This window comes from Anaeromyxobacter oryzae (assembly GCF_023169945.1).
Taxonomy (GTDB): domain Bacteria; phylum Myxococcota; class Myxococcia; order Myxococcales; family Anaeromyxobacteraceae; genus Anaeromyxobacter; species Anaeromyxobacter oryzae.
Window position 1 is genome coordinate 5,306,103 of record NZ_AP025591.1, and the last position, 15,307, is coordinate 5,321,409.

Consider the following 15,307-nt stretch of genomic DNA (forward strand, 5'->3'; position numbering starts at 1 on the left):
GCGGTGCTCACCGGGCCCGAGCGGTACGGGCTCCGTGGATCGCACTGAAGACCGCGGGAACGAAGAGCAGCGTCGAGACCGTGGCGAGCATCAGCCCCCCGATGACGGCGCGGCCCAGCGGCGCGTTCTGCTCGCCGCCCTCGCCGAGCCCGAGGGCCATGGGGGCCATGCCGATGATCATCGCGAGCGCGGTCATCAGCACCGGGCGGAAGCGCGTCACCCCCGCCTGCAGCGCCGCGGCCGCGGCGGACGCTCCGCCCGCGAGGCTCTCCTTCGCGAACTGGACGACGAGGATGCTGTTCGCGGTCGCCACGCCCATGCACATGATCGCGCCGGTCAGCGCCGGGACGCTGACGGTCGTACGCGTGACGAACAGGAACCAGACGATCCCGGCGAGGGCGGCGGGGAGGGTGGCGACGATGATGAACGGGTCGAGCCACGACTGGAAGTTCACCACGATGAGCAGGTACACGAGGACGATCGCGAAGCAGAGCCCGGCCAGCAGCCCGGTGTACGAGCCGTTCATCGTCGCCACCTGCCCGCGCACGACCACGCGCGTTCCGCGCGGAGTGGCGCTGGCGCTGGCCTTCACGATTCGCTCCACGTCGCGCGAGACCCCCCCGAGATCGCGACCCTGGACCGAGCCGTAGATGTCGAGGACCGGCTGGATGTCGTAGTCCGACGCGACGGACGCGCTGGGCTGGCGCACGACGGAGGCGACGCTGCCCAGCAGCTGCGGCGCGCGGCCGCTCGCTCCGGTGATGGGGATCGTCTCGAGGTCCTGGAGCGACTGGAGCCGCTGCTGCGGCGTCTGGATCGCGACGGGGTAGGAGACGCCGCTCTTCGGATCGAGCCAGAAGGTGGGCGAGGTCTGGAAGCTCCCGGAGAGCGACACGAGCACGTTCGTGGCGGCCTCGCGCTGCGTGAACCCGACCTGATTGAGCTTCGTCCGGTCGATGGAGAGGTGCAGGCGGGGTCGGTCGAACTTCTGCTGGATCCGCACGTCCGCCATGCCCGGCACCTCCCGGAGCCGATGCAGCAGCACGTCGGCGAGGCGGCGGTTTCCCTCGCGGTCTCGCCCGACGACCTGGACGTCGATCGGCGCCGGGAGCCCGAAGTTCAGGATCTGGCTCACCATGTCCGCGGGGAGGAAGGCGAACTCGACGCCCGGGAACGCGTCCCGGAGCTTCAGCCGGAGGTCGTGGACGTAGCCGTCGGTGGGGTGGTGATCCGGCCCGAGCGTCACGAGGACGTCCGCGTCGGACGTCCCGATGGGCGCCGAGGTGCTGTAGGAGAGGTTGATGCCGCTGTAGGGGACCCCGATGTCGTCCACGACGGTCCGCAGCTCCGCGGAAGGGATCGTCTGCCGGATCACCTTCTCCACCTCGTCCGTCAGCCTCGCCGTCTCCTCGATGCGCGTGCCGGTCCGCGCGCGCAGGTGCAGGTCGAGCTGCCCGCCGTCGGTGGAGGGGAAGAAGTCCTGCCCGAGCCACGGGATGAGCGCCAGCGATCCGACGCAGAACGCCAGGAACGCACCGACGAACCCCAGCCGACGGGCGAGGCAGGCCTCCAGCACGCGGTGGTAGGCGTCGCGCGCGCCCTCGAACCTCGCCTCGAAAGCGGCCTGCGCGCGCTGGAACGGATTCCCCCGCCGGGCGTCGGCGGTTCGTTCGACGGCGCGGCGCCCCAGGAGGTGCCTGGCCATCGTCGGGACCAGCGTGCGCGAGAGCACGTAGGAGGCGATCATCGCGAACACCACCGCCTCGGCGAGCGGGACGAAGAGGAACCGGGCCACGCCGGTGTGGAAGAACATCGGGACGAAGACGATGCAGATGGACAGCGTGGAGACGAGGGCGGGGACCGCGATCTCCCGTGCGCCGTCGAGGATCGCGGTCTCGAGCTCCTTCCCCTGGTCGAGGTTGCGGTTGATGTTCTCGATCTCCACGGTGGCGTCGTCGACGAGGATGCCGACGGCGAGCGCCAGCCCGCCGAGCGTCATGATGTTGAGGGTCTGTCCCAGGGCGCTCATCGCCGCGATGGACGAGAGGATCGACAGCGGGATCGAGGCCGCGATGATGAGCGTGCTGCGCCAGCTGCCGAGGAAGACCAGGATCATGAACCCGGTGAGGCACGCGGCGATCAGCGCCTCGCGCAGGACCCCCTGGATCGCCGCGCGCACGAAGATCGACTGGTCCGCGAGCGGCTCGATTCGCAGCGCTTGCGGCAGCCCGGCCTGGATGCGAGGCAGGAGCGCCCGGACGCGGCCGATCACGTCGAGCGTGGAGGCGCTGCCGAACTTCTGGACCGTGAGCAGGGACGACCGCTGGCCGTCGACCCGCACGATGTTCGTCTGGGGGGGAGAGCCGTCGCGCACGTTCGCGACGTCCCGGACGTAGAGGGTGCTGCCGTCGGGCATCGTCTTGATGGGCAGATCGTTCAGCACCGCGACGTTCCGCGGGCTGCCGTTCAGATCGACGTCGTACTCCAGGCTCCCGATCTTCGCGGTTCCGGCGGGCAGGATCAGGTTCTGGGCGCTGATGGCGTTCACCACGTCGAGGGGCGACATCCCCTTCGCCTGGAGCGCCGAGTTGTCGAGGTCCACCTGGACCTGCCGGATCTTGCCGCCGTAGGGGAACGGCACCGACGCGCCCCGGACCGTCGCGAGGTCGGTCCGCACGAAGTTCACCGCGAAGTCGTTCAGCTGCTGCTCGGACAGGCCGTTCCCCGACAGCGCGAGCTGCAGGACCGGCACGCTCGACGCGCTGTAGGTGATGACGAGCGGAGGCGTCGCCCCCGGGGGCATCTGCCGCATGACCGCCTGGGACGTCGACGTCACCTGCGCCACGGCGTTCGCGACCTGGGCGCCGGGCTGGAAGAAGATCTTCTCGACCGCGATCCCGTCCAGCGACTGCGACTCCATGTGCTCGATGTCGTTGACGGTCGTGGTCAGCGCCCGCTCGTGCACCGTCACGATCCGCGCGGCCATCTCGTCGGCGGACAGGCCGTTGTAGCTCCACAGGACGCTCACGACGGGGATGTCGATGCTCGGAAAGATGTCCTTCGGCGTCGTCAGGACGGCGAGCGCCCCGAGCAGCAGGATCATGATCGCGAGGACCACGATCGTGTACGGGCGCCGCAGGGCCAGTCGAACGATCCACATCACGTGCTCCCTTCCGCAAGGTTCGGGGTCGGCCTCGCGCCCGTCCGGCCGCGGTGGTCGCGAGCCGCCGCACGGCGCGGCTCGCGACCTCCGCTCGTCCGCGGCGTCACGGCGAGGTCGGCTGGCCGATCATCGCTGGTCCGAGGTGGTCGGCTCCGGGGTGGCTGCGGTCCCGTTGCCCTGCGGCTGTCCGTCCTGCGAGGTGGCCCTGGAGCCGCTCCCGTCGGCGGGCGCGGTGGCCTCCTGGGCGGCCTGCGAGTCGCCGCTCATGGCGGGCGTCGCGCCGGGCGCCGCGATCGCGCCGGAGCCGGTGCCGGCTCCCTGGCCGGCGTCGCTCCCGGAGGCCGGGTAGGTCGTGTCGTCGCTCGTCGCGCTCGGTGGCGGCTTCCCCGGGGCCGCGGCGTCCGCCGAGGCGTCCCCCGCCCATGCCCGCGTGAACGCCAGCACCGTCGCCGCCGCGACTCCGAAACGGATCCTCGTCTTCACGTGTGACTCCTCTCTCGGTGAACCGCGCCGCGTCGTCCGCGGGTCCATCCCGCCGGGCAGCGGCGCGCGTTCACGACACAGAGGTAGGGCCCGCGGCTCGCCTCCGGCATCGGGCCCGAGCCCCGAGATGGCGTGAGGATCCGGAGCGGCGCGACGCGGACGATCTGCCGACGCCGTGTCGGGCGAACGCTCGACACGGCGGGACGCTCGTGGCTCTGGCCCGTCCGGCAGCAGCAGCGGCGGCGCGGGGCGGGGCGCATCACTGGACGAGGCCGTGGCGCAGCGCGTACCGGGTCAGCTCGACGCTGCTGCCGACGCCGAGCTTCTGCGAGATGCGCGCGCGATACGTGGCGATCGTCTTCTCGCTCAGGTGGAGCTCGCCGGCGATCTCGCGGAGCGTGCGCGCGCTCGCGACGAGGCGCAGCACCTGGAGCTCGCGGCTGGAGAGCAGCTCGAGCGGGTCGTGTCCGTCGTCGCCGCCGAGGACCGCCGCGAGCCGCTCGGCGAGCGTCGCGGTCAGGTAGCGACGGCCCTCGAGGACCCTCCGGGCTGCCGTGACGAGCTCGTCGGACGCGCTGTCCTTGGTCACGTAGCCGGCCGCGCCGAGCCGGATGCTGCGGACCGCGAACTCCTCCTCCGGATACGCGCTCACGACGAGCACCGGCAGGCGCGGCCAGCGCTCCCGGACCTCCTCGAGCAGCTCGAGCCCGCCCCGGCCCGGGAGGTTGACGTCGAGGAGGAGGAGATCCCACGTCTCCCGGGAGAGGCGGTCGAGCGCGGCGGGAGCGGTCGCGGCGGAGCCGAACCGCGGCTCGCCGAAGCCCTCGGCGAGGATCTGCTCGAGACCGCGCCGCACGACCTCGTGGTCGTCGACGATCAGGATCCGGGTCATGTCGCGACCTCCGGGCTCGCGACTGCGGTGGGGGCGAGCGGAACACGGGTCGTGACGACGGTGCCGCCCGCCGGGCCCCGGGCGATCTTCACGTGGCCGCCCAGCATCGAGGCGCGCTCGTGCATGCCCAGCAGCCCGAGCCCGAGCCCGGCGCCCGCGGCCGCATCGTCGATGCCCCGCCCGTCATCCTGGATCCGGAGGGCGAGCTCGCTGCCGCCGGCGCGCAGGAGGATCACGACGCGCTGCGCTCCCGCGTGGCGCGCGACGTTGGTGAGCGCCTCCTGCGCGATCCGGTACAGCGCGGTCGCCACCGCCATCGGCAGCTCGGGGAGCTGCTCTGCCAGGCGCACCTCGCAGGAGATCCCCGTTCGCTCCTGGAACCTGCGGCCCTCGCAGCCCAGCGCGGAGCCGAGCCCCAGCCGCTCGAGGGGGCCGGACCGCAGGTCGGCGGCCATCCGCTGCACCGTCCTCACGGTCTGGTCCACGAGCGAGGACGCCGCCACCGCCCGGTCGATCATCGCGCCGCTCCGCTCGGCCGGGTCGAGCGCGCCGAGCCTCCGCTCGAGCCAGCGGAGATCCATCTTCAGGGCCGTGAGGAGCTGCCCGAGCTCGTCGTGGAGATCCCGGGCGACGGCGCGCCGCTCCGCCTCCTGGGCCTCGAGCAGCCGCCGCGAGAGCGCCTGGAGCTGCTCCCGGTGATCGCGGAGCTGGTCCTCGACGCGGTGGCGCTCGACGGTCGTCGCGAGCACGTTCGCGACCGACTGGAGGAAGTCGAGATCGTCCTGGCCGAACGCGCGCCGGCTCCGGGTGTAGGCGCCGAGGACGCCGAAGGTCCCGTGCCGGTCACGGATGAGCACGCTCGCGGCGCTGACGATCCCGTGCTCGTGGAGGAGCTGTGGCGGGGAGGGGAAGCGCGCGTCGGTCGCGAAGTCCTCGACCACGATCGGCGCGCCGCTCCGCAGGGAGTACCCGCACGGCGACTCGGCGCTCAGGCCCGTCGTGTAGCGACCCACCTGCCCGGCTCGCCACCCGAACCCGGCCCTGAGCAGCAGGGTGTCGGGCTCGACGAGCTGCATCACCTTGCAGTGATCAGCGCCCAGCGTGCGGGCGACGAGGATCACGGCCTCCTCCAGGAGGTCCTGCAGCTCGGCGCCGCGCAGCGCGCTCAGCCCGAGCGCCGCGACCGCCGCCTGTTGCCGCGCACGGCCGGCGAGCTCCTCCTCCGCGCGCTCGCGGCGCGAGCGGAGCGCCCTGCCGGAGGTCCGGCGCAGGCGGACTGCGCTCCTGCGAGCGTCGTCGCGGGCTCGCCGGGGCGGCTCCGGCCGCGTCCCGGGTCGATCGAGGAGGACGGTGCGGCTCATGGGCGCTCGCCGCTCGCGCGCCGGTAGCGGCTCCAGGCCAGCTGGGTCGGACCTTCGCCCGCCCCCGTGCGGTCCACCGCCCGCGAGATCTCGTCGAGGTCGTCCGGCCCGAGCACGACCGTGGCCGCAGCGACCCAGCCGTCGACCTGCTCCGGCGACCGCGCGCCGACGATCGCGCCGGTGACGCCCGGCCAGCTCGCCGCCCACGCGGCCGCCAGCGCGGCCACCGTGACGCCGTGGCGAGCGGCGACCGGGACGAGGGCGTCACGGAGCGCCAGGTTCCGGCCGAGCCTCGGGTCGCGAAACTCCGGGCTCCGCCGGCGCCAGTCGTCCTCCGCCAGCCGCTCGACGCGCGCGCGGCTGAAGCGGTCGGTGAGAAGGCCCGACTGCATGGGGCTGTAGACGATGACGCCGGTGGAGTGGGTCGCGCTCCAGGGGATCACGTCCGCGGCCGCCTCGCGCCGGATCAGCGAGAACGGCGGCTGGATGGCGTCGACATGGCGGACCGCCTCGGCGCGCTCGAGGAGCGGGACCGGGTGGTTCGAGAGCCCGGCGGCGCGCACCTTCCCCGCGTCGACGAGGCGCGCCAGCTCCGCCCACGAGTCCTCGATCGCCGTCCCGAGCTCGTCCGGCCAGTGGAACTGGTAGAGATCGATCCGGTCGACGCGAAGCCGCCGGAGCGAGGCCTCGACTTCCCGGCGGATGGACTCGGGGCGCAGGTTCCGGGTCGGCTCGTCGAACGGGCGCGTGAGATCCGGGATCATGCCGCCCTTGGTGAAGACGAGCGGCCGGTCCGGAGCGGGGAGCTCGCGGAGCGCCCGGCCGACGACCTCCTCGGAGTGGCCATGGCCGTAGATCGCGGCGGTGTCGATCCAGTTCACCCCGCGGTCCACCGCGCGCCGGATGGCGGCGATGGAGTCGCGGTCCTCCTGCGCGCCCCAGCCGTACGCCCATCCTCCGCCGCCGATCGCCCACGCCCCGAAGCCGACGGGCGTGACGTGGAGCCCGCTGCTGCCCAGCGGTCGCGTCGGGAGCGTCATGACCGCACCTCCATGCCGGCGTCGGCGATCCGGGAATGGGTCGCCGGCGGGCCGGCGATGGCGGAGATGTCCAGGTCGGCCCAGTCCTGCGCCGTCGCTCCGAACAGCTCGCGCGCGAGCGACGTGAGCGGGACCGGCACGCCCGACGGCGCGTAGAGATCGAGCGCGAGCACCAGGTCTTTCAGGAGGTCTCGCACCGCGAACAGCGTCGGCTGCGGGCCGTCCAGCAGGTAGCCGGCCCTCCGCGCGTCGAGGCCCGGGACGAGCCGGGCCAGCGCCCAGTAGACCTGCTCGCGCTGGAGCCCCACGCGCGTGCCGGCGGCGAGCAGCTCCGCGGCGGCGGCGCTCGTGATGGCGAGCGTCGAGTTCGCGACGAGCTTGAGGCGGGATGCGCTCCCGAGCGGGCCGACGTGGTGCAGCTCGCCGAGGCGTTCCAGGACCGGGCGGACGCGGTCGACGTCCTCCCGCGCGCCGCCCGCGAGGACGGCCAGGGTCCCTGCCTCGGCGGCGGGGACGCTGCCCATCACCGGCGCCTCGACGAGCACGGCGCCCCTCGCCACGGTCCGCCGGCCCAGCTCCTCGATGACCCCGGCGCCGGCGGTGCTCATCTCCACGAGCACCTTGCCGGCGGCCTCCTCCAGCACGCCGCCCGGGCCGAGATAGACCTCGCGGACCGCGGAGGGCCCGGTCAGGCTGCTCAGCACGACCGCGGCGTCGCGGACCGCCTCCGCGGGCGTGGCGGCGGCCCGTCCCACGCCGACCCGCTCCGCCTTCTTCCGGGTCCGGTCCCAGAGCGTGAGCTGGAACCCCGAGGCGTGAAGCCGTCTCGCGAAGGCACCGCCCATCCTGCCGGTGCCGAGAATCGCGATCGTCGTCATGTCGGTCTCCTCGACTCAGGCGTGGTCGTCCGCAGGCGGGGCGGCGCACGCGTGGAGCGCGGGCTTCTCGTCGGCCGCGGCCGCCGCGACGGCGCGCGCGTCGTCCGTGCTGGAGATGGTCGTGGGGCCCTCGTCGGTCGGCGCCTTCGGCGGCGCCCGGTCGAGCGCGGCAGCGGCGACGGCGCGCGCCTCGTCGGTCGACGAGGGCACCCGCGCGGCGGGTGGCTTCGGGCATTCCGGCGTGGCGTTGTCCCCGGCCATCGCGCGGGCCTCGTCGGTGGACGAGGGGACCGGGGCGGCGAGGGCGACGGACCTCGCCGCGAGCGCGAGGGCCGCGGCGAGGGGCAGGGCGAGCTTCGACATCATGATCCTTCCTTTCGAGCTTCCGCTCGGGGTGAATGCTGTCCGTGGGTGCTGCGGAGACCCGGGGTTGCAGCGACCGCGCCAGGTGCGCGAGGAGCGCGATCTCGCCGGGATGCGGGGGTGGCCCCGGAGGCGCGCCGGCTGCCCGCCCGCTCGGATCCTGGTCGGATGCGCTCGACGTCTGCGCGGGCTGCTCCGGGTTCCGTCACCACCCAGGCGCCGGGCCGGGAGCACCCCGTCCGGCGAGGCCGACGGCGCTGCGTCGCCCGGTCGCCCCGCCTACATCCACGCGAGGGAATCGATCGGGCATGGCGGAACCATCGGCGCGACCGCTCGAGACCGTCTGGGAGGACGAGGCGCTCGTCCTTTCCCGGAGCCCGCCGGACGGCGAGCGGCCGGGCCTGCTCGTGGTGCGCGCCCGTCCGACGCGGCCCGGGCGTTGCGGCGGCGTGCGGCTCGAGCACGAGTGGGCCCTGCGCGAGAGCCTCGATCCCGCGTGGGCGGCTCGCCCGCTGGAGCTGGTTCGCCGGGACGGGCAGCAGACGCTGCTGCTCGAGGACCCGGGCGGTGAGCTCCTCGCGCGCCAGGTCGGGCGCCCCTGGGGCGTCGAGCCGTTCCTCCGCGTCGCGATCGGGCTCGCCGGCGCGCTCCGCGGCGTCCACGGGCGGGGCCTCATCCACAAGGACGTGAAGCCGGGGAACGTGCTCGCGGACGCGGTGACGGGCGAGGTGTGGCTGACCGGCTTCGGGATCGCGTCGCGGTTCCCGCGCGAGCGGCAGGCGCCGGAGCCGCCGGAGGTGATCGCCGGAACGCTCGCCTACATGGCCCCGGAGCAGACGGGACGCATGAACCGCTCCGTGGACTCGCGCAGCGATCTGTACGCGTGCGGCGTCACGCTCTACGAGCTGCTCACGGGCGCGCTCCCGTTCGCCGCGACGGAGCCGATGGAGTGGGTCCACTGCCACGTCGCGCGCCAGCCGGTGCCGCCCGCGGAGCGGGTGGCGGGGGTGCCGGTGGTGCTCTCGGCGATCGTCATGAAGCTCCTCGCGAAGGCGGGCGAGGAGCGCTACCAGACTGCGGCGGGCCTGGAGGCCGATCTGCGACGGTGCCTCGCCGGGTGGGAGCGGCGCGGCCGCATCGAGCCGTTCCCGCTGGGCGCGCACGACGCGCCGGACCGGCTGCGGATCCCGGAGAAGCTGTACGGCCGGGAGGCGGAGATCGAGACGCTCCTCGCCGCGTTCGAGCGCGTCGTGAACCACGGCGCGCCGGAGCTGGTGCTCGTGCGCGGGTACTCCGGGATCGGCAAGTCCTCGGTCGTTCGCGAGCTGCACGGGGCGCTCGTCCCGTCCCGCGGCCTCTTCGCGGCCGGCAAGTTCGACCAGTACCGGCGGGACATTCCGTACGCGACGATCGCCCAGGCCTTCGACGGCCTCGTTCGCCCCATCCTCGCCCAGGGCGAGGCGGAGCTCGGGCGGTGGCGGGACGCCCTCCGCCGGGCGCTCGGCCCGAACGGCCAGCTCGTCGTGAGCCTCGTCCCGGAGCTCGAGCGCGTGACGGGGCCGCAGCCGCCGCTCCCGGACCTCCCCGCGCAGGAAGCCCAGAACCGGTTCCAGCTCGTGTTCCGGCGCTTCCTCGGGACGTTCGCCCGGCGCGAGCACCCGCTCGTGCTGTTCCTCGACGACCTGCAGTGGCTGGACGCGGCGACGCTCCACCTCCTCGAGCACCTGCTCACCGCGCCCGACGTGCGGCACCTCCTGGTGATCGGCGCCTACCGGGACAACGAGGTTGGCCCCGGGCACCCGCTCGCGGGGACGCTCGAGGCCATCCGCAGGGGCGGGGGGCGCGTGCGCGAGATCGTCCTCGGGCCGCTGGTGCGCGACGACGTCGGCCGGCTCGTCGCGGACGCGCTCCGCTGCGATCGCGACCGGGCGGAGCCGCTCGCGCGCCTCGTGCACGAGAAGACCGGGGGCAATCCGTTCTTCGCGATCCAGTTCCTGACGGCGCTCGTCGAGGAGGGGCTGCTCGCGCTCGATCCTCACGCCGCCGGATGGACCTGGGAGCTCGCGCGCATCCGCGCCAAGGGGTTCACCGACAACGTGGTGGACCTCATGGTCGGGAAGCTGACCCGCCTGCCCGCCGGAGCCCGGGAGGCGCTGAAGCTGCTCGCGTGCCTCGGGAATCGCGCGGAGCGTGCGACCCTCGCGCTGGTCCTCGAGGCCTCCGGAGCGGAGGTCGACGCGGCGCTCTGGGAGGCCGTGCGGGCGGGCCTCGTGGAGCCGGTGGACGGCGCATACGCGTTCCTCCACGACCGCGTGCAGGAGGCGGCGTACGCGCTGCTCCCGCCCGCGGAGCGGCCCGCCGTCCACCTCCGGATCGGCCGGCTCCTCGCGGCCCGGACGCCGCCGGGCGAGCTCGAGGAGCGGATCTTCGAGATCGTGAACCAGCTCGACCGGGGGGCCTCGCTCCTTCGCGCGGAGGACGAGCGGGAGCGCGTCGTCGAGCTCGACCTCCTCGCCGGCAAGCGCGCGCGCGCGTCGACGGCCTATGCGTCCGCGCTCCGCTACCTCGCCGCCGGGGAGGCGATGCTGCCCGCCGACGCGTGGTCGCGACGGCACGCGCTCGCGTTCGGGCTCTCGTTCCACCGCGCGGAGTGCGAGTTCCTGACCGGAGACCTTCCGGCGGCGGAGGCGCGCCTCGCGGCGCTCTCCGGCTGCGCGGGCGATCACGTCGAGCGCGCCGCCGTGACGTGCGTGCGGGCGGCGCTCTACATGACCGCGGGCCGGAGCGATCGCGCCATCGAGGTCGGCCTCGAGTACCTCCGGCAGCTCGGCGTCGACTGGTCGCCGCACCCGGGCGACGAGGAGGTCCGGCTGGAGTACGACCGGATCTGGCGCCAGCTCGGGGACCGCAGCATCGACGCGCTCGTCGATCTGCCTCCCATGCGCGATCCGGAGTGGCGCGCCACGCTGGACGTCCTCGTCGAGGTCCTCCCGCCCGCGTCATGGGCGGACCGGAACCTGTACTGCCTGGTCGTCGCGCGGATGGCGAACGTGAGCCTCGAGCACGGGAACACCGACGCATCGTGCATCGCGTACGGCTACCTCGGGATGATCCTGGGGCCGTTTTTCGGCGACGATCGCGCGGGCTTCGCGTTCGGCAAGCTGGCCGAGGAGCTCGTGGAGCGCCGTGGGCTGGACCGCTTCGCCGCGCGCGTCCACCTGCTCTACGGGCACCACGTCGTCCCCTGGATGCATCACCTCCACGCGGCGCGGCCGCTGATCCGGCGCGCGTTCGTGGCGGCGCAGGATAGCGGAGATCTCACCTTCGCCGCGTACGCGTGTGCGAACCTCGTGACGAACCTGCTCGCCTCGGGAGAGCCGCTCCCGGAGGTGGAGCGGGAGGCTGCGCTCGGGCTCGAGTTCGCCCGCAACGCCCGGTTCGGCCTGATCGCGGAGCTGATCGCCGGGCAGCTCGCGCTCGTCCGGACCCTCCGCGGCGGGACCGGCGATGGCGGCGCGGTGGGCGGCGTGAGGCCCGGGGAGCGCCGCGACGGCGCCGGGCGTCCGGACGTGCTCGCGTGCTGGACGTGGATCCGGGAGATGCAGGCGCGCTGCCACGTCGGCGATCCCGCATCCGCGGTGGAGCCGGCGGCGCGGGCGGAGCCCCTCCTCTGGACCTCGTACTCGTTCTTCGAGGTCGCGGAATACCACCTCTACGCCGCGGTCGCGCACGCGGCGGCCCACGACCGCGCGCCGGGCGCCGAGCGGGGCGCGCACCTGGAGGCGGTCCGTGCCAGCCGGGGCCAGCTCGCGGCGTGGGCCGAGCACTGCCCGGCGAACTTCGACAGCCGGGTGGCCCTGGTCGACGCGGAGCTCGCGCGCCTCGAGGGCCGGGACGTCGAGGCCATGCGCCTCCACGAGCGAGCCGTGGCCCTGGCGCGCGAGAGCGGCTTCGTCCAGCTCGAGGCGCTGGCGCACGACCTGGCGGCGCGGTTCCACGTCGCCCGCGGCCTCGACACGATCGCCCACGCGCACCTCCGCGCGAGCAGGGACGCCCACGCCCGGTGGGGCGCCGACGGCAAGGTGCGGCAGCTCGAGGAGCGCCATCCGTCGCTGCGCGCCGAGGTGGCCTCGCCTCGCCCGACGACGACCATCGGCGCGTCGGTGGAGCAGCTCGATCTCGCCATGGTGGTCAGGACCTCCCAGGCGGTCTCCGGCGAGATCGTGCTCGAGCGGCTCATCCGGACGCTGATGGTGATCGCGGTCGAGCACGCCGGCGCGGCGCGCGGCCTCCTCGTCCTGCCCTCCGGCGACGAGCACCGGATCCACGCGGAGGCCACCACGGCTCCGGACGGCATCGCGGTCCGCCTCCTCGAGGCGCCCGCGACCTCGACGGAGCTGCCCCGCGCCGTGCTCGAGCACGTCCTGCGCACCGGGGAGCGCGTGATCCTGGACGACGCCGCGATCTCGGGCCCGTTCACGGACGACCCCTACGTGATCCAGCGACGCGCTCGCTCGATCCTGTGCCTGCCCCTCGTGAAGCAGGCGAGGCCCGTCGGCGTGCTGTACCTCGAGAACGATCTCGCGCCGGGCGTGTTCACGCCCGCCCGGACCTCGGTCCTCGAGCTGCTCGCGTCGCAGGCGGCGATCTCCCTCGAGAACGCCCGCCTCTACGGCGACCTCGAGCGGGCGCTCGGAGAGCTCGGCGCCCTCAAGGACCGGCTCCAGCACGAGAACCTGGCGCTCAAGGAAGAGATCGATCGCTCGTCGATGTTCGAGGAGATCGTGGGGCGCTCGCCGGCGCTGCGCGCCGTCCTCGGTCGGGTCGCCAAGGTCGCTCCGACCGACTCGACCGTGCTCATCACCGGGGAGACCGGGACCGGAAAGGAGCTGTTCGCGCGGGCCATCCACAAGCGCTCCCAGCGGGCCGCGCGCGCATTCGTCGGCCTGAACTGCGCCGCGGTCCCGGCCACCCTGATCCTGTCCGAGCTGTTCGGGCACGAGAAGGGCGCCTTCACGGGGGCCCTCCAGCGTCGCCTCGGCAGGTTCGAGCTCGCGGACGGAGGCACCCTCTTCCTCGACGAGATCGGCGAGCTCTCGATGGAGACGCAGGTCGCGCTCCTGCGCGTGCTGCAGGAGCGCGAGTTCGAGCGCGTCGGCGGGTCGCAGCCCCTGCGAGCGGACGTGCGCGTCATCGCGGCCACGAACCGCGACCTGCGGGCCGCCATCGACGCCGGCACGTTCCGGAGCGATCTCTTCTACCGCCTCGGCGTCTTCCCCATCGAGGTCCCGCCGCTCCGCGACCGGCGCGAGGACGTCCCGCTGCTGGTGGAGCACCTCGTGGCGCGGTACGCGAGCGCGGTCGGGAAGCGCTTTGCCCGCGTCGACCGGAGGACGCTGGAGCGGCTCCAGGCCTATCCGTGGCCCGGCAACGTCCGGGAGCTCCAGAACGTCATCGAGCGCTCCGTCATCCTGTGCGAGACGGACACCTTCTCCGTCGACGAGAGCTGGCTCGGAGGGGAATCGAGCAAGGCCCAGCCCGTGCCGCGTCCGTTCCGCGAGAAGCTCGCGAGCCGGGAGCGGGAGATGATCGAGGCGGCCCTGGCGGAGAGCGGCGGGAAGGTCTCGGGTCCGGCCGGGGCCGCGGCGAGGCTCGGCATCCCGCCTTCGACCCTGGACTCCAGGATCCGATCGCTGCGGATCAGCAAGCACCGCTTCCGGCACGACTGAGCCGCCGTTCCGGTCACGAGATCTCGTGAAATCCCGACGGCTCACGGCCGGATCGGTGCGGGAGGCCCGCGATCCAGGGGGTTCCCGGGCGGTTCCCGCGCGAGCCCGTCATGGCGCCGCCGTTGCAGTGCCGTCCTCCGTCCGCGCGCCATCGCGGGACGGGGCCGCGGCAGGGGCCCGGAACGGAGACCGAGATGTACGTGACATCACGCACGGACGGCGGGGCTGCGCGAGAGCGCGCCGGAGGGACGGGCGGCGGGCCCGTGCTCCGGCTGGAGCCCGCTCGCGCGGCGGCGTGGCGCGCGCCCGACGGCTCGCTCGTCGCCCGCTCGCTCGCGATGCGGCGGCTGCTCGACGCGGCGGACCGGGTCGCGCCGAGGGACATCACCATCCTGGTGCACGGCGAGACGGGGAGCGGGAAGGAGCTCGTGGCCGCGCGGGTGCACGCCCGCAGCCAGCGCGCCTCGGCGCCCCTGGTGGTCTTCAACTGCGCCGCGATCCCCGCCGAGCTCGCGGAGTCGGAGCTGTTCGGGCACGCGCGCGGCGCGTTCACCGGCGCGACGGACGCTCGGCGGGGCTTCTTCGCGCAGGCGGACGGCGGGACGCTCGTGCTCGACGAGGTGGGCGAGCTGCCGGCCCCGCTGCAGGCCAAGCTCCTGCGTGTGCTGCAGTCCGGCGAGATCCAGCCCGTCGGCGCGGGTCGGATCGAGCGCATCGACGTCCGCGTCGTGGCCTGCACGAACCGGGATCTCGCCGCGGAGGTGCGCGCGGGGCGCTTCCGCGAGGACCTCTACTACAGGCTCGCGGTCATCGAGCTGCGCGTCCCGCCGCTGCGCGAGCGCCGCGAGGACATCCCCGCGCTGGTCGCGGACCTCGCGAGCCGTTACGCGAAGCGGTTCGGCGCCGGCGAGGTGTCGCTCTCGCCGGAGGTCGTCGAGGCGCTCCGCGAAGCGGAGTGGCCGGGGAACGTGCGGGAGCTCGAGAACGCGGTGGCGCGCATGGTCGCGCTCGGCGGCGGGCCCGAGATAGGCCTCGACGCGCTCGGCCGCGGCGCTCCGGCCCTCGGGCGGGAGCCAGCGGTGCCCCCGCTCCGGCAGCCCCGCGTCTCGCTCAGGGAGCAGGTCGAGGCGCTCGAGCGGAGCGTCATCGCCCGGACCCTCGCGGCCGCCGGAGGGAACCGGACCCGGGCGGCGCGCCGGCTCGGCGTGAGCCGCGGAACGCTCGCGGAGCGGGTGAAGCGGTACGGCCTCGAAGCCGCGACCACCGATCCCGAGCCCTGAGAGGCCTGCGATGGTACGCGGTGGAGAGGGCGCGTGGCTCATCCTGGTCGCCGCCGTCGTCTCGGTGGCCGGCGCGATCCGGCGCGCTGCGCGACGGCGTTGACGGCTGCACGCCACC

General features: G+C 74.0%; 9 protein-coding genes. 2 read left to right on the forward strand and 7 right to left on the reverse strand.

Going from position 1 to position 15,307, the window contains the following annotated elements; genetic code table 11:
- Positions 1-7: 7 nt before the first annotated feature.
- The 7 genes from AMOR_RS23030 to AMOR_RS23060 all read right to left on the reverse strand — a co-directional run bounded on the left by AMOR_RS23030 (position 8) and on the right by AMOR_RS23060 (position 8,183).
- Positions 8-3,160 (reverse strand): efflux RND transporter permease subunit, encoded by a 3,153-nt coding sequence (locus tag AMOR_RS23030; RefSeq protein WP_248354553.1) that lies wholly within the window; start codon positions 3,158-3,160, stop codon positions 8-10.
- Between the two features lie 129 nt (positions 3,161-3,289).
- A complete protein-coding gene (locus tag AMOR_RS23035; RefSeq protein WP_248354555.1) occupies positions 3,290-3,646 on the reverse strand; it encodes a hypothetical protein in 357 nt (118 codons plus the stop codon).
- Positions 3,647-3,905: 259 nt separating this feature from the next.
- Entirely contained in the window at positions 3,906-4,538 is a 633-nt protein-coding gene (locus AMOR_RS23040; protein ID WP_248354557.1) for a response regulator, read from the reverse strand.
- Positions 4,535-5,899, reverse strand: coding sequence for a GAF domain-containing sensor histidine kinase (locus AMOR_RS23045; RefSeq protein ID WP_248354559.1), 1,365 nt, complete (start codon positions 5,897-5,899; stop codon positions 4,535-4,537). Before AMOR_RS23045 ends, AMOR_RS23040 begins: the two co-directional genes overlap by 4 nt.
- On the reverse strand, positions 5,896-6,939 hold the full coding sequence (locus AMOR_RS23050) for an aldo/keto reductase (protein ID WP_248354561.1): 1,044 nt from the start codon (positions 6,937-6,939) through the stop codon (positions 5,896-5,898). Before AMOR_RS23050 ends, AMOR_RS23045 begins: the two co-directional genes overlap by 4 nt.
- Positions 6,936-7,817 (reverse strand): NAD(P)-dependent oxidoreductase, encoded by an 882-nt coding sequence (locus AMOR_RS23055; protein WP_248354563.1) that lies wholly within the window; start codon positions 7,815-7,817, stop codon positions 6,936-6,938. Before AMOR_RS23055 ends, AMOR_RS23050 begins: the two co-directional genes overlap by 4 nt.
- Before the next feature lie 15 nt (positions 7,818-7,832).
- Positions 7,833-8,183 (reverse strand): hypothetical protein, encoded by a 351-nt coding sequence (locus AMOR_RS23060; RefSeq protein ID WP_248354565.1) that lies wholly within the window; start codon positions 8,181-8,183, stop codon positions 7,833-7,835.
- Positions 8,184-8,488: 305 nt separating this feature from the next.
- Here AMOR_RS23060 and AMOR_RS23065 point away from each other — a divergent pair, with 305 nt between their 5' ends.
- Together AMOR_RS23065 and AMOR_RS23070 are read left to right on the forward strand one after the other, a co-directional pair.
- The gene (locus tag AMOR_RS23065; RefSeq protein WP_248354567.1) at positions 8,489-13,909 is read left to right on the forward strand and encodes a sigma 54-interacting transcriptional regulator; all 5,421 of its coding nucleotides are present in this window, start codon (positions 8,489-8,491) and stop codon (positions 13,907-13,909) included.
- Positions 13,910-14,103: 194 nt separating this feature from the next.
- Positions 14,104-15,189, forward strand: coding sequence for a sigma-54 interaction domain-containing protein (locus AMOR_RS23070; protein ID WP_248354569.1), 1,086 nt, complete (start codon positions 14,104-14,106; stop codon positions 15,187-15,189).
- Positions 15,190-15,307 lie beyond the last annotated feature (118 nt).

What these genes read in the sequence shown, in the direction of transcription:
- AMOR_RS23030 (WP_248354553.1), bottom strand. Translation starts at nt 3,160, where the DNA reads ATGTGGATCGTTCGACTGGCCCTGCGGCGCCCGTACACGATCGTGGTC.
- AMOR_RS23040 (WP_248354557.1), bottom strand. Translation starts at nt 4,538, where the DNA reads ATGACCCGGATCCTGATCGTCGACGACCACGAGGTCGTGCGGCGCGGT.
- AMOR_RS23045 (WP_248354559.1), bottom strand. Translation starts at nt 5,899, where the DNA reads ATGAGCCGCACCGTCCTCCTCGATCGACCCGGGACGCGGCCGGAGCCG.
- AMOR_RS23050 (WP_248354561.1), bottom strand. Translation starts at nt 6,939, where the DNA reads ATGACGCTCCCGACGCGACCGCTGGGCAGCAGCGGGCTCCACGTCACG.
- AMOR_RS23055 (WP_248354563.1), bottom strand. Translation starts at nt 7,817, where the DNA reads ATGACGACGATCGCGATTCTCGGCACCGGCAGGATGGGCGGTGCCTTC.
- AMOR_RS23060 (WP_248354565.1), bottom strand. Translation starts at nt 8,183, where the DNA reads ATGATGTCGAAGCTCGCCCTGCCCCTCGCCGCGGCCCTCGCGCTCGCG.
- AMOR_RS23065 (WP_248354567.1), top strand. Translation starts at nt 8,489, where the DNA reads ATGGCGGAACCATCGGCGCGACCGCTCGAGACCGTCTGGGAGGACGAG.
- AMOR_RS23070 (WP_248354569.1), top strand. Translation starts at nt 14,104, where the DNA reads ATGTACGTGACATCACGCACGGACGGCGGGGCTGCGCGAGAGCGCGCC.